General features: G+C 67.8%; 15 protein-coding genes and 1 pseudogene. All 16 read left to right on the top strand.

The features are described from left to right. Positions 1 to 2: 2 nt before the first annotated feature. A complete protein-coding gene (cheY, locus tag PDM28_RS08615) occupies positions 3 to 395 on the top strand; it encodes a chemotaxis response regulator CheY (protein WP_017357461.1) in 393 nt (130 codons plus the stop codon). Beyond that, positions 395 to 1,009 (top strand): protein phosphatase CheZ, encoded by a 615-nt coding sequence (locus PDM28_RS08610; RefSeq protein WP_070207896.1) that lies wholly within the window; start codon positions 395 to 397, stop codon positions 1,007 to 1,009. The genes cheY and PDM28_RS08610 overlap by 1 nt, the downstream gene beginning before the upstream one ends. A 4-nt stretch (positions 1,010 to 1,013) precedes the next feature. Further along, complete coding sequence (locus tag PDM28_RS08605; protein ID WP_311184468.1) at positions 1,014 to 2,834, top strand: chemotaxis protein CheA; 1,821 nt, start codon at positions 1,014 to 1,016, stop codon at positions 2,832 to 2,834. 137 nt (positions 2,835 to 2,971) lie between these two features. After that, positions 2,972 to 3,712: a flagellar motor protein gene (locus tag PDM28_RS08600; protein WP_102945504.1), complete on the top strand. Its 741-nt coding sequence runs from the start codon at positions 2,972 to 2,974 to the stop codon at positions 3,710 to 3,712. 1 nt (position 3,713) lies between these two features. Beyond that, positions 3,714 to 4,834: pseudogene (gene motD / locus PDM28_RS08595) on the top strand (flagellar motor protein MotD). Beyond that, positions 4,729 to 5,511, top strand: a complete 783-nt coding sequence (locus PDM28_RS08590; protein WP_311184466.1) for a ParA family protein — start codon at positions 4,729 to 4,731, stop codon at positions 5,509 to 5,511. The pseudogene motD and the gene PDM28_RS08590 overlap by 106 nt, the downstream one beginning before the upstream one ends. Beyond that, on the top strand, positions 5,508 to 6,491 hold the full coding sequence (locus PDM28_RS08585; protein WP_311184465.1) for a chemotaxis protein CheW: 984 nt from the start codon (positions 5,508 to 5,510) through the stop codon (positions 6,489 to 6,491). The genes PDM28_RS08590 and PDM28_RS08585 overlap by 4 nt, the downstream gene beginning before the upstream one ends. A 74-nt stretch (positions 6,492 to 6,565) precedes the next feature. Further along, positions 6,566 to 6,874, top strand: a complete 309-nt coding sequence (locus tag PDM28_RS08580; protein ID WP_102945508.1) for an STAS domain-containing protein — start codon at positions 6,566 to 6,568, stop codon at positions 6,872 to 6,874. Beyond that, complete coding sequence (locus tag PDM28_RS08575; protein WP_070207889.1) at positions 6,871 to 7,236, top strand: response regulator; 366 nt, start codon at positions 6,871 to 6,873, stop codon at positions 7,234 to 7,236. The genes PDM28_RS08580 and PDM28_RS08575 overlap by 4 nt, the downstream gene beginning before the upstream one ends. Positions 7,237 to 7,284: 48 nt before the next feature. After that, positions 7,285 to 9,267 (top strand): chemotaxis protein CheA, encoded by a 1,983-nt coding sequence (locus tag PDM28_RS08570; protein WP_102945509.1) that lies wholly within the window; start codon positions 7,285 to 7,287, stop codon positions 9,265 to 9,267. Positions 9,268 to 9,578: 311 nt separating this feature from the next. Then, entirely contained in the window at positions 9,579 to 11,816 is a 2,238-nt protein-coding gene (locus PDM28_RS08565) for a methyl-accepting chemotaxis protein (RefSeq protein WP_311184464.1), read from the top strand. A gap of 159 nt (positions 11,817 to 11,975) precedes the next feature. After that, positions 11,976 to 12,752, top strand: a complete 777-nt coding sequence (locus PDM28_RS08560) for a flagellar brake protein (RefSeq protein WP_311184463.1) — start codon at positions 11,976 to 11,978, stop codon at positions 12,750 to 12,752. A gap of 130 nt (positions 12,753 to 12,882) precedes the next feature. Continuing rightward, complete coding sequence (locus PDM28_RS08555; RefSeq protein ID WP_070207885.1) at positions 12,883 to 13,374, top strand: chemotaxis protein CheW; 492 nt, start codon at positions 12,883 to 12,885, stop codon at positions 13,372 to 13,374. Between the two features lie 89 nt (positions 13,375 to 13,463). Continuing rightward, positions 13,464 to 13,847: a hypothetical protein gene (locus PDM28_RS08550; protein WP_425507649.1), complete on the top strand. Its 384-nt coding sequence runs from the start codon at positions 13,464 to 13,466 to the stop codon at positions 13,845 to 13,847. Positions 13,848 to 13,941: 94 nt separating this feature from the next. After that, on the top strand, positions 13,942 to 16,308 hold the full coding sequence (locus tag PDM28_RS08545; RefSeq protein ID WP_311184462.1) for a methyl-accepting chemotaxis protein: 2,367 nt from the start codon (positions 13,942 to 13,944) through the stop codon (positions 16,306 to 16,308). 183 nt (positions 16,309 to 16,491) lie between these two features. Beyond that, entirely contained in the window at positions 16,492 to 18,744 is a 2,253-nt protein-coding gene (locus PDM28_RS08540; RefSeq protein WP_311184461.1) for a methyl-accepting chemotaxis protein, read from the top strand. Positions 18,745 to 18,781: the final 37 nt, after the last annotated feature.

Here is an 18,781-nt window from a genome sequence, read left to right as displayed (position 1 = left end):
CTTTGAACAAGAACATGCGCATCCTGATCGTCGACGACTTCTCGACCATGCGTCGTATCGTCAAGAACCTGCTGGGCGATCTGGGCTTCACCAATACGGCCGAAGCCGAGGACGGGCATGCCGCGCTGGCCCTGCTGCAGAGCCAGCCGTTCGATTTCGTGGTCACCGACTGGAACATGCCGGTGATGACCGGCATCGACCTGCTCAAGGCGATCCGCGCCGACGCCAAGCTCAAGACCCTGCCGGTGCTGATGGTCACCGCCGAAGCCAAGCGCGAGCAGATCATCGAAGCGGCGCAGTCCGGCGTGAACGGCTACATCATCAAGCCGTTCACCGCGCAGACCCTGGAAGAGAAGCTCGGCAAGATCTTCGAGCGCCTGGCGGCGAGCGCCTGATGGAAACCCTTCGCGACAAATCGGCGCTGGTGCAGCGCCTGCAGGACGCCCTTGCCGCGCTGGAAAGTGGCGACGAAGCGGGCTGGCGCCGGGAAATCGATGCGCTGGCCGCGCTGCGCACCCAGCCGATGATGGCAGGCCTGAACCGGCTGGCCCGCGAACTGGGCCAGGCGCTGGGCGAACTGCCCACCCTGCCCAGCGAAGCCGGCGAGCTGGACGACGCCTGTGCACGCCTGGACCACGTGGTGGCGATGACCGAACAGGCGACCCACCGCACCCTGGACCTGGCCGAAGAATGCCGGGCGCTGACCGAGCAGCTGCGCGCCAACGGGCTCAGCCCGGACCAGGACGTGCAGCTGGAGCGGATCCGCCACAACCTCACCGAGATCGCGCTCACCCAGAGCTACCAGGACCTCACCGGGCAGATCATCCGCCGCGTGGTCGGCATCGTGCGCCGCGTCCACGAAGGCTTCGGCGCACTCGGCCTGCCGCCGCCGGACGAGACCACCAGCAAGCGCGACAACGGCCTGGCCGGCCCCGCCGTGACCGGGTTGGACCGTCACCAGGTGTCGCAGGTCGACGCTGACGATCTGCTTTCCGATTTGGGACTTTGAAACCATGAGTGCTGTTCCAGACGACATTGCCGCCGACTTCATCCTCGAGGCCCAGGAAATCCTGGATCGCCTCGGCGAACAGCTGGTGTCGCTGGAGCAGTCGCCCCAGGACAGCGACCAGCTCAACGCGGTGTTCCGCGGCTTCCACACGCTCAAGGGCGGTGCCGGTTTCCTCGGCATCCAGGCGATGGTGGAACTGTGCCACGCCGCGGAAGAGACCCTGGGCATGGCCCGCTCCGGGCACGCGGTGCTGCAGGCGCATCACTTCGATGCCGGCCAGCAGTCGCTGGATTACCTGCAGTCGATGCTGGATTCGGTGTCGGCCGGTACCGAGCCGGGCTATGCCCCGCCGGAACTGATCGCGCAGTTCGACGTCAACGGTCCGGCAGTGCCGGCACCGGTGGCGGCCGCCGCGCCGGCCAACGGTGACCTGATCACCGACGACGAGTTCGAAGCGCTGCTGGACACCCTGCACGGTGGCGCCGCGCCGACCGCCGTGACGCCCACGAAAAAGGTCGATGACGGCCTGATCGGCGAAGACGAATTCGAAGCGCTGCTCGACCAGCTGCACGGTGGCGCTGCCCCCGGCGCCGTGCAGGCAGCCGTGCCTGCACCGGCGCCCGCGCCGCGTCCGGTCGCCGCGCCGGCACCGGCCAAGCCGGCCGCCAACAAGCCGGTGGCCGAAGCCGAGCACACCGTGCGCGTGGACACCAAGCGCCTGGATGCGATCGTCAACCTGATCGGCGAACTGGTGCTCTCGCGCAACCGGCTCAAGACCCTGCGCGCGCGCCTGCATGACGAAGAGCTGGACCGTGCGGTGTCGACCCTGGACATCGCCACCGCGCGCCTGCAGTCGGCGGTGATGCGCACCCGCATGCAGCCGGTCGGCAAGGTGTTCTCGCGCTTCCCCAAGGTGGCCCGCGACGTCGCCCGCAACCTCAAGAAGGAAGTGGAGCTGGAACTGATCGGCGCGGAAACCGAGCTGGACCGCAACCTGGTCGAAGCGCTGGCCGACCCGCTGGTGCACCTGGTGCGCAACGCGATCGACCACGGCATCGAAATGCCCGAACTGCGCGAAGCGCAGGGCAAGACCCGCAGCGGCAACGTGCGGCTGTCGGCGCAGCAGGAAGGCGACTACGTCAGCATTGAAGTGCAGGACGACGGCGCCGGCATCGATCCGGAGCGCCTGCGCGCCAAGGCCCGCGAAAAGGGTCTGATCGACCCCGAAGCGGCCGCCCGCCTGAGCAGTGAGGAATGCCTGCACCTGGTGTTCCTGCCTGGTTTCTCGACCAAGCAGGAAGTCACCGACATTTCCGGCCGTGGCGTCGGCATGGACGTGGTGCAGTCGCGCATCCGCGAGTTGAGCGGCCAGATCCAGATCCAGTCGGAACTGGGTCGCGGCAGCCGCTTCCTGATCCGGGTGCCGCTGACCCTCGCGATCCTGCCGACCCTGCTGGTGCAGGCCGGCGAAGACATCTACGCGCTGCCGCTGGCGCGCGTGATGGAAGTGCTGCATGCGCCCAACACCTCGCTGGGCTGGTTCGACGGCCGCGCGGTGCTGGATCGCAAGTCGCACACCCTGCCGCTGGTCGACCTGCGCCATTGGCTGGCGGTGGAGCCGACCGCCTCGCCGCTGCTCACCATCGTGGTGCTGCAGGCCGGTGAAGCGCGTTTCGGCCTGGTGGTCGACCAGGTCCGCGGCCGCGAGGAAGTGGTGATCAAGCCGCTGCCCAAGGCCCTGCGCGGCCTGCGCGGCTACGCCGGCGCCACCCTGATCGGCGACGGCCGCATGTCGCTCATTCTGGACGTAGACGGTTTGCGCTGAACGGTCGCAGCCACGCAGGGCGTGGCTCTACCGCCGAACGTCCACCCCGGTAGAGCCACGCCCTGCGTGGCTGAACCACCGACCAACCCAACACCGCCCCACCTCAAGTCCCCCAAACGCAAGCCGATATCGGACCAATGGACAGACTCAGCCTCATCGGACTTTTCCTCGCCCTGGCCTCCCTGGTCGGCGGCAGCATCCTCAAGGGTGCCGGGCTGGCGTCGCTGTGGTCTCCTGCTGCCTTCGTCATCGTCATCGTCGGCACCCTCGCCTCGATCCTGCTGCACACCTCGCCGGCCGTGTTCAAGCACGCCTTCAAGATCGTCAGCTGGATCATCCGCCCGCCGAGCACCGACCGCAGCGACCTGATCCGCCAGATCGTGGAGTGGAGCAACATCGCCCGCCGCCAGGGCCTGCTGGGCCTGGAAACCCAGGTCGAGGCCCAGGACGACCCGTTCCTGCGCAAGGGCCTGCAGCTGCTGGTCGACGGCGTCGAGCCGGAAACGATCCGGCACATGCTCGAGATCGAACTGAGCAGCCAGGAAAGCCGCGACCTCGCCGCCTCCAAAGTGTTCGAAGGCATGGGCATCTACGCCCCCACCCTGGGCATCATCGGCGCCGTGCTCGGCTTGATCGCGGTAATGAAGAACCTCGCGGACCCGAGCAAGCTCGGCCACGGCATCGCCGCCGCGTTCACCGCCACCATCTACGGCATCGCCTCGGCCAACCTGCTGTTCCTGCCGGTCTCGGCCAAGCTCAAGAGCGTGATCCACCACAACAGCCGCGACCGCGAGATGATCATCGAAGGCCTGATCTCGATCGCGCAGGGCGAGAACCCGCGCAACATCGAAACCAACCTGTCCGGGTTCCTGCACTGAGATGGCCCGGCGCAAGGCCCACGAAGAGCATGCCAACCATGAGGCCTGGGCGATTCCCTACGCCGACCTCATGACGCTGCTGCTTGCCTTCTTCGTGGTGATGTACGCGATCTCCTCGCTCAACGAGGGCAAGTACCGGGTCATGGCCGACGCCCTGACCACCGCGTTCGGCGGCGCGCCGCGCACCATCAATCCGGTCCAGGTCGGCAACCAGCAGGTCCAGGGCGGCGGCTGGGACAGCCCCTCGGTGATCAAGGCCGGCAACCGGATCGGTTCGTCCGCGCCCTCGCCCAGCAATGATCCGACGCTGCTGCCGGCGATGGCCTCGCAGATGCGCATGCCTGTCTCGGTACACAACCAGGAACAGCTGCAGCGCGCCGAGCGCCAGCTCAACGGCATCGCCGACCGCCTCACCGCCACGCTGGCGCCGCTGATCGACCGCGGCATGATCACCGTGCGCCGCACCGAGCTGTGGATCGAAGTGGAGATCAACAGCGACATCCTGTTCACCACCGGCTCGGCCACGCTCGACGTGCACGCGCGCGACACCCTCTCTTCGCTGGCCCAGGTGCTGCACGACGCCCCCAACGGCGTGCGCGTGGAAGGCCATACCGACGACGTGCCGATCGCCACCGCGCTGTTCCCCTCCAACTGGGAACTCTCGGCCGCGCGCGCGGCCAGCGTGGTGCACCTGTTCGCCGACCAGGGCGTGCAGCCGGCGCGGCTGGCGATGGTCGGCTACGGCCAGTTCCGCCCGCGCGAGGACAACGCCAGCGCGCAGGGACGCAACCGCAACCGCCGGGTGAATGTGATCATCCTCGCCGACACCGCGCAGGGCGTGGACCCGCTGGGCCCGCAGCTCACCGCCGACGCAGCGCCCGCCACCACGCCGGCACCCGCACCGGAGCCGCCGGCGCTTTCCCCTGTTTCCCCCCTCGCCCCGGTGCAGCTGCCACCGGTGCCGGCCGGCAGCCGTGTTGGCGCCGCCGTTCCCCCCGCAATGAAGGAGTGAACCGATGCGCATCTGGGCAATCGCCAACCAGAAGGGCGGCGTGGGCAAGACCACCACGACCCTCGCGCTGGGCCGCGGCCTGGCCACGCTGGGCCACCGCGTGCTGCTGATCGACCTGGATCCGCATTCGTCGCTGACCCGCGCGTTCAACGTGCCGCTGGACCCGCCGCCGGCCGGCGTGCTGGAACTGTTCGGCACCCCGCCTGCTGAACTCAGCACCCTGGCACACGCCAGCACGGTGCCGGGCCTGGATTACATCTGCGCGCAGGGCGCACTGGCCACGCTGGAACGCCGCAGCGCCAACCAGCCCGGGCTGGGCCTGGCCCTGCAGAACGCGATGACCCGCCACCAGGGCCAGCACGACTACATCCTGCTCGACTGCGCGCCGACCCTGGGCCTGCTGATGATCAACGCGCTGGCCGCCGCCGACCGCCTCATCATCCCGACCCAGGCCGAACCGCTGGCCCTGCACGGCCTGGACGGCATGGTCCGCACCGGTGAGATGGTCGAGCGCTCGCGCCGCCGCCCGCTGCCGATGTCGATCCTGCCGACGCTGTTCGACCGCCGCACCCGCGCCGGCAACGAAACCCTCAAGCAGATGCAGGACCGCCACGGCCAACGCGTGTGGGAAGACGCGATCCCGGTCGACACCCGCATCTCCAACGCCGCCGGCCTGACCCTGCCGCTGACCTCGGACGACTACCCCGGCCGCGGCCTGCTGGCGTACCGCCGCGCGCTGGAATGGATCCTGGCCGACGACGCGCAGCAGATGGAGCGCGCGGCATGAACACCGTGGGCGTGCTCGACGACTATCTGGAAGAACTGCTGGGCGACGCGGTGCCCGCGTTCGAGACCCCGACTTCGCCCGGCGCACCGGCGAACCTCGCCCTGCTCGAAGAACTGCTGAACGATCCGGCGCTTGGCCCGGTAGCCGCTCCCGCTGCCCCTGCCTTCGATACGCCGACCTCGCCCGGCGCACCCGCCAACCTTGCGCTGCTCGACGAGCTGCTCAACGATCCCGCGTTGGGCCCTGTTGCAGACGCATCGCGTCCGAGCTGGGACGATCTGCCCGAAGAAGCGCTCCACGACAGCGTGCCCGCCGTTGCAGCAACGCCTGCCGTTGCGCCTGCTGCTTCGCCTGCACCGCCCCGCGCTGTCGCACCTGTTGCTGCACCCGTTGCAGCACCTGTTGCACGCGCCGTCCCCGCGCCCGCTCCGCAACCGGTCGCCCGCGCCGCCGCACCGGCGCCGTTGGCACCTACCGGCCGCCCGAACAGCTGGCAGGAACTGCAGGCCCAGGCCCGCAACCCCGCCTCCAGCCCTCGTGGCGACCGCCGCGCCAGCGAGCGCACCTCGCGCTGGCTGCGCCTGCGCTGCGGCGCCCAGGCCTATGCCCTCGAACTGCTGAAGGTGCAGGAAGTGGTGTTGCCGGTTCCGCTGCTGCCGCTGCGCGGCACGCCGTCGGCCATGCTCGGCATCATGAACCTGCGCGGCCAGGTGGTCCCGGTGATGGACCTCGGCATCCACCTGGGTGCCGGTCCGGCCCAGGACGACGCCAACACCCGCATCGTGGTGCTGGAAGAAGACGGCGAGACCATGGGCCTGCGCGTCTCGGCCGTGGAAGACGTCGCCAACCTGACCGATTCCCAGATCGAACCGCCGGACACCGCCCGTATCTGCCAGATCTCCAACGACCTGTTCCGCGGCGTCGCCCGGGTCACCGCCCAGCCCATGATCCTGCTGGATGCCACGCAGCTGCTGAATTGACGGCCATCACGGACCCCTAAAGGTTCCTGAAAGCCAGCCGTTATAGACCTAGGAACCGTTTGTCCGGAGCAACGATGAGCACTGTGGCCCTGGGTGATGATCTCGGTATCGAGAGCAGCACCGAGCTCAAAACACGCCTGGCCCCCTTGGTGGACCAGGGCGGCGACCTGACGCTGGACGCCAGCCAGGTCGGCCGTATCCATACCGCGTCGGTGCAGGTCCTGTGCGCATTCGTCGAAGCCCGCCGCCAGGCCGGCAACCCGACCGCATTCGAAGGCTGCACCGCCACCTTCCGCGACGCCGCGCGACTGCTCGGCGTCACCCAGGCCCTGGGCCTGGACGCAACCCATGACAACCTGAAATCTGTGGAGAACGCGGCATGAGCGCACGTATCTTGGTGGTGGACGATTCGGCGTCGATGCGCCAGATGGTTTCCTTCGCCCTCACCTCGGCCGGCTTTGCCGTCGAAGAAGCCGAAGACGGCGCGGTCGCGCTGGGTCGCGCCAAGGGCCAGCGCTTCAATGCGGTGGTGACCGACGTGAACATGCCGAACATGGACGGCATCTCGCTGATCCGCGAACTGCGCCAGCTGCCGGACTACAAGTTCACCCCGATGCTGATGCTGACCACCGAGTCCGCCGCCGACAAGAAGTCCGAAGGCAAGGCCGCCGGTGCCACCGGCTGGCTGGTCAAGCCGTTCAACCCGGAACAGCTGGTCGCCACCGTCCAGAAAGTCCTGGGCTGATCCCGCCCCGCCCCTTCCTTCCCCTTTGGTAACCGGACCCGAACTGCCATGAGCATGGACCTGCAACGCTTCCACGCCACTTTCTTCGAAGAAAGCCGCGAAGGCCTGGACGCCATGGAAGCCGGGCTGCTGGCACTGGAATCGGGCCAGCAGGATCCGGAAATCATCAACTCGGTGTTCCGCGCCGCGCACTCCATCAAGGGCGGCGCCGGCACCTTCGGCTTCGACGCCATCGCCGCGCTGACCCACGTGCTGGAAACGCTGCTGGACGAACTGCGCGCCGGCAAGCGCGCACTGGAGCCGGTCGCGGTCGATGCCATGCTGTCCTCGGTGGACGTGCTGCGCGCCCTGCTGCGCGAAGCCGAACACGGCCAGCCGGCCGACCCGCAGGCCGTTGCCGCGATCAAGGCCCGCCTGGAAGCCGTGCTCTCCGGCCAGGCCGCCAGCGCGGCCGCACCGGTCGCCGCCAAGGTCGACGACACCCCTGAAGCGTGGCAGATCGGCTTCGTGCCGGCGCCGTCGCTGTTCATGAGCGGCAACGACCCGCTGCGCATCATCCGCGAACTGGAACACCTCGGTTCGCTGCAGGTGGCCGCACGCCTGGAGCGGCTGCCCGGTTTCGACCAGCTCGATCCGCTCGAAGCGCACCTGGCCTGGGACCTGGGCCTGGTCGGCAAGGTGCCGCGCAGCAAGATCGAAGACACCTTCGCCTGGGTCGTGGACGACTGCGAACTGGACATCCGCCCGGCCGCACCGCCGAGCCTGGCCACCAGCGCTCCGGCCGCGCCCGTCGCCGCTGCCCCGGCAGCCGCACCTGCGGCGCCGGCCGCTGCCGCCGCCCCCGCTGCCGCGTCCAGCGAAGCGGAAACCTCGATCCGCGTCAGCGTGGACAAGGTCGACGCGCTGATCAACCTGGTCGGCGAACTGGTCATCACCCAGGCCATGCTCAAGCAGGTCTCGCACGCACTGGACCCGGTGCACGCCGAGCAGCTGTTCGCCGGCCTGGACCTGCTCGAACGCAATACCCGCGACCTGCAGGAAGCGGTCATCGGCGTGCGCATGCTGCCGGTGGACGCGGTGTTCCGCCGCTTCCCGCGCCTGGTCCGCGACCTCTCCACGCGCCTGGGCAAGCAGGTCCGCCTGCGCACGATCGGCGAAGGCACCGAGCTGGACAAGGGCCTGATCGAAAAGATCGCCGACCCGCTGGTCCACCTGGTACGCAACTCGATCGACCACGGCCTGGAAATGCCCGACGTCCGCCGCGACGCCGGCAAGGACGAAACCGGCACCATCACCCTGGCGGCCTCGCACCAGGGCGGCCACATCGTGATCGAAGTCAGCGACGACGGCCGCGGCCTGAACCGCGACAAGATCCTGGCCAAGGCGCACGAGCGTGGCCTTGCCGTGCCGGACAACCCCACCGATGCGCAGGTCTGGGACCTGATCTTCCAGCCCGGCTTCTCCACTGCCGACGCGGTCACCGACCTGTCCGGTCGTGGCGTGGGCATGGACGTGGTCCGCCGCAACATCCAGGCGCTGGGCGGCGAAGTGCAGCTGGAAAGCAGGACCGGCAACGGCACCCGCGTGCTGATCCGCCTGCCGCTGACCCTGGCCATCCTCGACGGCATGACCGTCTCGGTGGCCGGCGAAACCCTCATCCTGCCGCTGGCCTACGTGCTTGAAGCATTGCAACCGCAGGCCGAAGACGTGCGCTCGATGGCCGGCGAAGGCCGCGTGCTGCGCGTGCGTGGCGAATACCTGCCGATCCTGTCGCTCAGCGAGTACTACGGGTATGGCCGCCGCAACAGCGAGGACTCGCTGGTGGTGGTGGTCGAAGGCGATGGCCAGAAAATCGCGCTGGAGGTCGACGAACTGGTCGGCCAGCAGCAGGTGGTGGTGAAGAACATCGAGAACAACTACCGGCGTATCGGTGGGGTCTCCGGTGCCACCATCCTGGGTGATGGCCGCGTTGCACTGATCGTCGACATCGGCGGCCTGGTGCGCTCGCTGCGGGTGCCGCAGGCGGCGTAACCCGCGCTCAATTGCCGGTTGTCTGAAACGCCCTCGCGAAAGCGGGGGCGTTCCGCTTTTCCCGCGCCGCCACCAGAACCGTGACGCCCGTTTTCGCCAACGATCACCTCCGCCCCCGATCCATCCGCATCCGCATGGCGAAAGCCTTGCGGTTGCTTGCTTTCGCAACCATTCACGCTTCAGAAAAAATGTGAATTCGAACGCTCAAGTTCGGGCTGGGGCACGCCGTTATCCGCAGTAGCGATGACAGTTTCATTGCCCGCCCCGCGGTTCAACCGCCGTGCGCCCCTGCCCTGCCCGGAGTCCCCAGCATGAAGTGGTTCCAGAATCTGCCCATCAGCCGCAAGCTCGCGGTCGGGTTTGCCCTTACCACCTTGATGACGATCGGGCTGGGCGTGTTTGCGCTGCTGCGCCTGAACGGCGCGAATGCCGAGCTGGCCGAGATGTCCAGCAACGACATCCCCTCGGTGCAGCACCTCGGCGAAGTGCGCGCGCAGCTCGGCGAGTTCCGCACCTTCGAACTGGCGCAGCTGAGCATGCTCGACCAGCCCGACAAGGTCGCCGACTACAACACGCGCATGGACGCCACCGCCAAGACCGTGCGTGACGAACTCAACGCCTACGCCGCGCTGCCGGCCGGCGACCAGGAAAAGGCGCTGTATCGCAAGGTCGCCGCCGACCTGGAGGTCTACTTCGCGGCCAACGCCGAAATGCGCGCCGCCGGTGCCGCCGGCGACGCCGTGCTGGCCCGGCAGATCTCCGATGACAAATCACGCCCCGCCCGCCGCACCATGTTCGAGGACCTCAAGACCCTCGGCGCGTTCAGCAGCGGCCTGATGCTGGAAAAGATCGACGAGGCCAACACCACCCATCGCAACAGCGTGATCGCCATCATCACCACCGTCTCGCTGCTGGCCCTGCTGGCCATCGCGATGGGCGTGGTGATCGCGCGCGCCATCACCGGTCCGATCCGCCAGGCCATGCACGCCATCCAGTCGGTGGCGCGTGGCGACCTGTCGGTCAACATCACCTCCAGCACCACCGCCGATGAAGCCGGTCGCATGCTCGCGGCCACCCGCGACATGACCCTGATGCTGCGCCGCTACTCCAGCGAAACCCAGCAGATGGTAGAAATGCACGCCGGCCCGGACATCAGCCACCGCATTCCGGAAGATTTCCCGGGCGTGTACGGCCAGCTCGCCGTCGGCGTGAACACGGTGATCTTCGAACACCTCGATTCGATCCGAGACGCCATCGACGTGCTCAACCAGTACGCGGCCGGCGACCTGTCCAGGGATGCACGCCGCCTGCCCGGCACCCGCGCGATCCTGCACGAATCGATGGACGCGGCCAAGGCCAGCCTGCTGGCCATCAACACCCAGATCCAGGCCCTGGCCCAGGCCGCCGCGGCCGGCGACTTCAGCAAGCGCGGCGACGCGCAGCGCTTCGACCACGACTTCAAGGTCATGATCGAGCACCTCAACACCATGATGGAAGTGGCCGACGGCAACCTCTCGCAGCTGTCGCACCTGCTCCAGGCCATTGCCAACGGCGACCTCACCGCGCGCATGCACGGCCAGTTCCACGGCGTGTTCGCCAGCATGCGCGACGACGCCAACACCACCGTCGCGCAGCTGACCCAGATCGTCAGCCGCATCCAGCACGCCTCCGGCAGCATCAGCACCGCCGCCGGTGAGATCGCCTCGGGCAACAACGACCTGTCGCGCCGTACCGAACAGCAGGCGGCCAACCTGGAAGAAACCGCCGCCTCGATGGAGGAACTCACCTCCACCGTGCGCCAGAACGCCGAACACGCCCGCCAGGCCAACCAGCTCGCCATCGGCGCACACTCGGTGGCCTCGCAGGGCGGTGACGTGGTCGGCAAGGTGGTCAGCACCATGCACGAAATCGACGCGTCCTCGCGCCGCATCGCCGACATCATCACCGTCATCGACGGCATCGCCTTCCAGACCAACATCCTGGCCTTGAACGCTGCAGTCGAAGCCGCCCGCGCCGGCGAGCAGGGCCGCGGCTTCGCCGTGGTCGCCTCCGAAGTGCGCACCCTGGCCCAGCGCTCGGCCAGTGCCGCCAAGGAGATCAAGGGCCTGATCGACGAATCGGTCGGCAAGGTCGCCGAAGGCTCCGCCCTGGTCAACCAGGCCGGCGCCACCATGGACGAGATCGTGGCCTCGGTACAGCGCGTGACCGACATCATGGCCGAGATCTCCGCCGCCTCGCAGGAACAGTCGGCCGGCATCGAGCAGGTCAACCAAACCGTCATGCAGATGGACGAAACCACCCAGCAGAATGCCGCGCTGGTGGAAGAAGCCACCGCCGCCGCACGCTCCATGGAAGAACAGGCTGGCCACCTCACCGATGCGGTCGCCCTGTTCAAGCTGGAAGGCCAGGCCGTACCGACCGTGGTCGCAGCCGCACCGGCCACCCGCCAGCGGGCCACGACCCCACCGCGTACCCCGGCGGCTCCCGCCCGCCGCGCCGCCGTGCGCGAACCGGCGCTGGCCAGCGAAGGCGACTGGCAGGAGTTCTAAGCCACTGCCCTGGCGACAGGCCCCACGACACCCCGCTCCGGCGGGGTGTCGTGTTTACCGATGCACACATTGCCTCTACATTATTGTGATCTGCTGCCGATAAACGGACAGAGACCTGATTTCGCAAGAAATCTGTACCCGCCCAACGCAGCAGAGTCCATGTCCGAAGGCAGCCTTGACGCACACAACGACGCCCACGCCGTCCACGACGACGGCGCGGATGATCGCTACCTGGTCCGCAATCCCCGGCAGATCCGCCAGCTGCTGCAGGCGCTGATCGACCAGCGTTCGCTGCTCACCGCGCACCTGGGTGGGCGCGACCAGTCGTTCCCCACTGCCATCCTCGAGCTGGACGAAGACGACGACACCCTCCTGCTCGACGGCAGCCCCTCCGAACCGGCCAACCGCGCCGCCGAAGAGGCCGGCCACCTGCTCTGTTTCGCCCAGCTGGACCGGGTCATGGTCCGCTTCCGCCTGGACCACCTGGAGCGCACCGGCGGCTACGGCCACGTCGCTTTCCGCGTGCCCTTCCCGACCGAACTGGTGCACCTCCAGCGCCGCGAACTGTACCGCCTGGAAACCCCGGTCACCGACTCCCCGCACCTGCTGTTCCCGATCAACGAAGACCGCAGCGAAGCCCTGCACCTGCGCGTGGTGGACATCAGCGGCGGCGGCCTGGCCGTGACCGTCCCGGTCAACTGCAACGCCTTCTCCATCCAGAAGCGCTACGACGCCCGCCTGGACATGCCCGAGACCGGCCCCCTGCAGGTCTCCCTGATCGTCTGCAACCAGCTCTCCCTCAAGCTCCCCAATGGCGTGGAAATGAAGCGCATCGGCATGCGTTTCGACGGCCTGCCCCGCGGCGGCGACAGCGCCATCCAGCGCTACATCTTCCGCATCGACCGCCAGCGCAGCGCCCGCAAGAACGGGGAATGACCCCAATGCGTAGGTCCGGCCGCTGGCCGGACGCTCTTCGCGACGCCCTCTAAAGTCGCGACATCCCAGGCCGATACCAAGCGTGACGCCCCGGTTTTCCGACCGCCACGCCCGACCCAGGATTCCTTCCATGAACGACAGCAACCCCAACGCCGCCAGCAGCGGTGGCGAGTACCTCAGCTTCACCCTCGGCGCCGAGCACTACGGCGTGGACATCCTCAAGGTCCAGGAAATCCGCGGCTACGATTCGGTCACCCGCGTCCCCGATGCCCCCGACTACATCAAGGGCGTGATCAACCTGCGCGGCACCATCGTCCCGGTCATCGACCTGCGCCTCAAGCTGCGCCTGGATGAAGCCCGCTACGACGCCTTCACCGTCATGATCGTGCTCAACGTCGACAACCGCGTCGTCGGCATCGTCGTCGACAGCGTCTCCGACGTCATCCCGCTCAACGCCGACCAGATCCGCCCCACCCCCGAATTCGGCGCCGCCGTCGACACCCGTTTCATCTCCGGTATCGGCACCCAGGACGACCGCATGCTGATCCTGCTCGACATCGAAACCCTGCTCGACAGCGCCGACATGGGCCAGCAGGCCGCCGTCGAAGACGCCGCCGCCTGATCCGGACAAAAAAGTTCTTCAGTTCTGTCGCAAAAGGCCGATAGCTGGAATCAGGTACCACCATTCATAGTCCCCCGGAGAATTTCCCGATGAAGTCCCTCTTTGCCGTGTTCTCGGCTGCCGTCCTGGCCGCTTCCGCCTCCTCCGCCTTCGCCCAGTCCGCCGAGATGATCCCGCCGGAGCTGGCAGCGCGCTCGGTCGGCAAGGACGGCATGGTCTGCGGCAAGGTCGAAAAGGCCCGCTACGCCGAAGGTTCCGAAGGCCAGCCGACCTTCCTGTACATGGGCGGCGCCTTCCCGCGCCACACCTTCTCGGCCCGCATCGCCGGCGCCAACCGCGGCAAGTTCAGCTTCCCGCTGGAAACCCTGGAAGGCAAGACCGTGTGCGTGATCGGCAAGATCGCCCGCGACGCCTCGCGCGCTGAAATCGAAGTCAGCTCGCCGGCCGGCCTGAAGCTCGCCAACATCAAGTAATCGACCCATGCCCCGCCACGCCGGCCCGCGCCGGCGTGGCTGCTGCAACCGGGCCTGAGACCCGGGCGCGTCTGCCACAGGAGAGTGCACCACCATGCAATGGATCAAGAACCTCAAACTGATGCCGAAGTTGATGCTGACTTTTGGCGTCATCCTGCTGGTGATGCTGCTGCAGGGCGTGGTCGCCTATCGCGGCCTGCACTCCCTCAACAACGTGACCACCGAACTGGCCGGCAACCGGATGGAAAGCATCCGCATGGCCGGCGAAATGCGTGGCATGCTCGGTGAATACCGCAACTCGGCCTACCAGGGCCTGATCCGCGCCAGCGACGACGTCAAGGCCGAAGCCAAGACCCGCGCCAAGGACCTGCGCGGCAAGATCGACGCCTCGATCAAGAAGTACCCGGCACTGATCGACAGCCCCCAGCAGAAGAAGCTGTTCGACGCCTTCGCCAAGGACTGGACCGACTCGCTCGCCTCCTACGACGCCGTCACCGAAATGCTCGAGCTCGACCTGCCGGACGATGCCATCGACACCTTCGTCGGCGAAACCCGCATGAAGCACCTCAAGGCCGCCACCGCGCTTGAGACCCTGATTGCCGAAGACAACCGCCTCGCCCGCGCCTCGCGCGAAGAGGCCGAATCGACCTACGCCACCTCGGCCACCCTGACCGTCATCGCCCTGCTCGGCGGCGCCGCGCTCGGCCTGGTGCTGGTCTACCTGTTCGCCCGTTCGCTGGTCGGCGCCGTCCGTGGCGCGGTCTCGGTCTCCAACGACGTGGCCGGCGGCAAGCTCGATGGCCATATCGACGTCACCCGCCAGGACGAAGTCGGCGAACTGATGCAGGCCATGCAGCGCATGCAGCGCGACCTGCGCGAGCGCACCGAAACCGAACAGGCCGTGGCCCGCGAGAACCTGCGCATCCGTACCGCGCTGGACTACAGCTCCACCGGCGTGTACCTGACCGACAACCACCTCAACATCGTCTACGCCAACCGCGCCCTGGAACAGACCCTGTCCCAGTACCAGGACGACCTGCGCGCCAGCCTGCCGGACTTCGACGCCAGCACCAGCCTGGTCGGTCGCCCGCTGACCGTGCTCGAGCACCGTGGCGAAATGGACGCCACCCTGCTGGCCAACCTCAAGCAGCACGGCGTTGCCCGTCGCGCCATGCAGTTCGGTGACGCCCAGTTCGCCCAGGTGGTCTCCACCATCCGCAACGAAGAAGGCGAGAGCGTCGGCCACGTGGTCGAATGGCGCGATCGAACCCCCGAAGCGCTGGTCGAAGCCGAAGTGGCCCGCGTGATCGCCCAGGCCGCTGCCGGCGACCTGTCCGGCCGCATCAGCGCCGAAGGCAAGGACGGCTTCTTCCTGCAGCTGGCCCAGCAGATCAACGGCCTGCTCGACGCCAACGCGTCGAGCATCGAACAGATCTCCGGCCTGCTCACGGCGCTGTCGCAGGGCGACCTGACCGTGCGCATGCACGGCGAGTTCGACGGCGTGTTCGCCACCATGCGCGACGATGCCAACGCCACCGCCGAACAGCTCAGCGGCATCGTCACCAAGATCAAGCAGTCCAGCCAGGCGATCAGCACCGCCGCCAGCGAAATCGCCAGCGGCAACAGCGACCTGTCGCGCCGTACCGAACAGCAGGCCGCCAACCTGGAAGAAACCGCCGCCTCGATGGAGGAACTGACCTCCACCGTGCGCCAGAACGCCGAACACGCCCGCCAGGCCAACCAGCTCGCCATCGGCGCGCATACGGTCGCCTCGCAGGGTGGCGAGGTGGTCGGCCAGGTGGTCACCACCATGAGCGCGATCCAGACCTCGTCCAAGAAGATCGCCGAGATCATCTCGGTGATCGACGGCATCGCCTTCCAGACCAACATCCTGGCCCTGAACGCCGCGGTGGAAGCGGCGCGTGCCGGCGAACAGGGCCGCGGCTTCGCCGTGGTCGCCTCCGAAGTACGTACCCTGGCCCAGCGTTCGGCCGGTGCCGCCAAGGAAATCAAGGGCCTGATCGACGACTCGGTCGGCAAGGTCAACGACGGCTCGGCCCTGGTCCACAAGGCCGGCGCCACCATGGGCGAGATCGTCGCCTCGGTGCAGCGCGTCACCGACATCATGGCCGAGATCTCCGCCGCTTCCCAGGAACAGTCGGCCGGCATCGAGCAGGTCAACCAGACGGTCGTGCAGATGGACGAAACCACCCAGCAGAACGCTGCGCTGGTGGAAGAAGCCACCGCTGCCGCCCGCGCCATGGAAGAACAGGCCGGCCACCTCAGCGACGCTGTCTCGATCTTCCGCCTCGACGAGCGTGACGTGCTGGCGCCGGCACCGGTGGCTGCACCCGCACCGCGGGTGGCCGCCCGTCCGGTGGCTGCCGCTGCTCCGGCACGCAAGCCGACCAACCGTGCGGTCGCCGCTGAACTGGCCGAAGGCGACTGGCAGGAGTTCTAAGCGCCACGCCTTCGCGTGACGCGCAACAGACCAGGCCCCGGTGCGCATGCACCGGGGCCTTTTCGTATCCCAGGCTGAATGCGCTCAGTTCGCACGACTCAATCCGACGCGTTCGCGGCCGATAACTCATTTGCCGTCACTTGTACGTCGACGGCATGCCCCCGCAGCAGAAGACCCGAATACATGAATCTCGCCAGCCGCTTCTCCAACCTCTCCGTCCGGGGCAAGCTCAACCTGCTCACCGCCCTGATCGCGCTTGGCGTGATCGTCCTTGCCATGATCGCCGCCCGCATCCAGTACCTGGACCTGGCCGACACGCGCAAGGAGAGCCTGAAGACCCAGGTCGAACTTACCTACGGCATCCTGGACCACTACAAGCGTCTGACCGAGAGCGGCGAACTCACCGAAGAAGCGGCCAAGAGCGCGGCCCTGCAGGCGCTGCACAGCATGCGCGGCGACAACGACGCGGCGTACTACAACGTGCTGGCCACCGACTACACCCTGCTGATGCACCCGTTCGCGCCCGACCGCGTCGGCAAGGTGCAGAAGGACTACGTCTCCAAGGACGGCGTGCCGCTGTACCGGCAGCAGGTGGACCTGGCCAAGCAGAGCGGCGGCTTCACTTACTACTCGACCACCAAGCCCGGCAACGGCGATGCCCTGATCGAAAAGGCCACGTACGCCGGCATGTATGCACCGTGGCAGTGGGTGGTCACCAGCGGCGTGTACATGGACGACGTGCAGTCCGACGCGCTGGCCTTCACCGGCATCATGGCCGGCAGCGGCGGCGCCGTGGTGCTGCTGGTGCTGGCCCTGAGCTGGCTGATCGGCAACCGCATCACCGGGCCGCTGCGCCAGGCCACCAGCGTGGCCGAGAGCATCGCGCGCGGCAAGCTGGACAGCCGCATCGGCGTGCAGGCCCAGGACGAACCCGGCCGCCTGCTGGAAAGCATGGGCCGCATGCAGCAGCAGCTGCACGCAGTAATCGGCGCCCAGCGCGAGATGGCCAGCCAGCACGACGCCGGCCAGACCACCTACCGCATGGACGAAGCCGCCTTCCCGGGCGAGTACGGCCTGATGGTGCATGAGACCAACACCCTGGTCGGCGCGCACGTGCAGACCATGCAGGAGGTGCTGGCCGTGGTCCAGCGCTACGCCATCGGCGACCTGAGTGCCGACATCGCCCGCTACCCGGGCGACAAGGCAGCGATCAGCACCACCGTCGACGCGGTCAAGCACAACCTGGCCAGCATCAACGCCGAGATCAAGCGCCTGGGCGCTGCGGCCGCCGCCGGCGATTTCAGCCAGCGCGGCGACAGCGCCCGCTTCGACCACGACTTCGCGCAGATGATCGCCAGCCTCAACGCGATGATGCAGGTCAGCGACGAGAACCTGGGCAAGCTCTCGCAGCTGCTGTCGGCGATTGCCGAAGGCGACCTCACCGCGCGCATGCACGGCGACTACCAGGGCGTGTTCGCGACCATGCGCGACGACGCCAACGCCACCGTCGCGCAGCTGACCCAGATCGTCGGCCAGATCCAACAGGCGGCCGGCAACATCAACCTGGCCGCCGGCGAGATCGCCACCGGCAACAGCGACCTGTCGCGCCGTACCGAACAGCAGGCCGCCAACCTGGAAGAGACCGCCGCCTCGATGGAGGAACTGACCTCCACCGTGCGCCAGAACGCCGAACACGCGCGCCAGGCCAACCAGCTCGCCATCGGCGCGCACAGCGTCGCCTCGCAGGGCGGTGAAGTGGTCGGCCAGGTGGTCACCACCATGAGCGCGATCGAAGCCAGCTCCAGGCGCATTGCCGAGATCATCTCGGTGATCGACAGCATCGCCTTCCAGACCAACATCCTGGCGCTGAATGCCGCGGTGGAAGCTGCACGTGCCGGCGAACAGGGCCGCGGCTTCGCCGTGGTCGCCTCCGAAGTACGCACCCTGGCCCAGCGTTCGGCCGGTGCCGCCAAGGAGATCAAGGGCCTGATCGACGACTCGGTGGCCAGCGTGGCCGACGGCTCGGCCCTGGTGCACAAGGCCGGCACCACCATGGGCGAGATCGTCGCCTCGGTGCAGCGCGTGAACGACATCATGGCCGAGATCTCGGCGGCCTCGCAGGAACAGTCGGCCGGCATCGAACAGGTCAACCAGACCGTGGTGCAGATGGACGAAACCACCCAGCAGAACGCCGCGCTGGTGGAAGAAGCCACCGCCGCCGCCCGCGCCATGGAAGAACAGGCGACCCAGCTGGCCGACGCCGTCTCGATCTTCCGCCTGGACAACCAGGTGGCCAACGCGGTCAGCGCGGTCGCCGCACGCGTCGCACCGCCGGCGCCACTGCGCAGCGTAAAGCCGGTTGCGACCAGGTCGTCCCCCGCCGCGCGTGCGCCCCGCACTACGCCGACCGACGACAACAACTGGCAGGAATTCTGAGGTAGAGCGGAGCTCTGCTCCGCTTCCATCCGCCCCC

It is taken from the genome of Stenotrophomonas aracearum (assembly GCF_031834615.1).
Classification (GTDB): Bacteria; Pseudomonadota; Gammaproteobacteria; order Xanthomonadales; family Xanthomonadaceae; genus Stenotrophomonas; species Stenotrophomonas aracearum.
The sequence above is the reverse complement of the archived record's forward strand: the minus strand, read 5'-3'. Positions and strand labels throughout refer to the sequence as shown.

Bases quoted from the DNA above. Each gene is read 5' to 3' on its own strand.
- PDM28_RS08585 (WP_311184465.1), top strand. From the start codon at position 5,508: ATGAACACCGTGGGCGTGCTCGACGACTATCTGGAAGAACTGCTGGGC.
- PDM28_RS08555 (WP_070207885.1), top strand. From the start codon at position 12,883: ATGAACGACAGCAACCCCAACGCCGCCAGCAGCGGTGGCGAGTACCTC.
- PDM28_RS08605 (WP_311184468.1), top strand. From the start codon at position 1,014: ATGAGTGCTGTTCCAGACGACATTGCCGCCGACTTCATCCTCGAGGCC.
- PDM28_RS08545 (WP_311184462.1), top strand. From the start codon at position 13,942: ATGCAATGGATCAAGAACCTCAAACTGATGCCGAAGTTGATGCTGACT.
- PDM28_RS08580 (WP_102945508.1), top strand. From the start codon at position 6,566: ATGAGCACTGTGGCCCTGGGTGATGATCTCGGTATCGAGAGCAGCACC.
- PDM28_RS08610 (WP_070207896.1), top strand. From the start codon at position 395: ATGGAAACCCTTCGCGACAAATCGGCGCTGGTGCAGCGCCTGCAGGAC.
- PDM28_RS08560 (WP_311184463.1), top strand. From the start codon at position 11,976: ATGTCCGAAGGCAGCCTTGACGCACACAACGACGCCCACGCCGTCCAC.
- PDM28_RS08550 (WP_425507649.1), top strand. From the start codon at position 13,464: ATGAAGTCCCTCTTTGCCGTGTTCTCGGCTGCCGTCCTGGCCGCTTCC.
- PDM28_RS08575 (WP_070207889.1), top strand. From the start codon at position 6,871: ATGAGCGCACGTATCTTGGTGGTGGACGATTCGGCGTCGATGCGCCAG.
- PDM28_RS08540 (WP_311184461.1), top strand. From the start codon at position 16,492: ATGAATCTCGCCAGCCGCTTCTCCAACCTCTCCGTCCGGGGCAAGCTC.
- PDM28_RS08590 (WP_311184466.1), top strand. From the start codon at position 4,729: ATGCGCATCTGGGCAATCGCCAACCAGAAGGGCGGCGTGGGCAAGACC.
- PDM28_RS08565 (WP_311184464.1), top strand. From the start codon at position 9,579: ATGAAGTGGTTCCAGAATCTGCCCATCAGCCGCAAGCTCGCGGTCGGG.
- PDM28_RS08600 (WP_102945504.1), top strand. From the start codon at position 2,972: ATGGACAGACTCAGCCTCATCGGACTTTTCCTCGCCCTGGCCTCCCTG.
- PDM28_RS08570 (WP_102945509.1), top strand. From the start codon at position 7,285: ATGAGCATGGACCTGCAACGCTTCCACGCCACTTTCTTCGAAGAAAGC.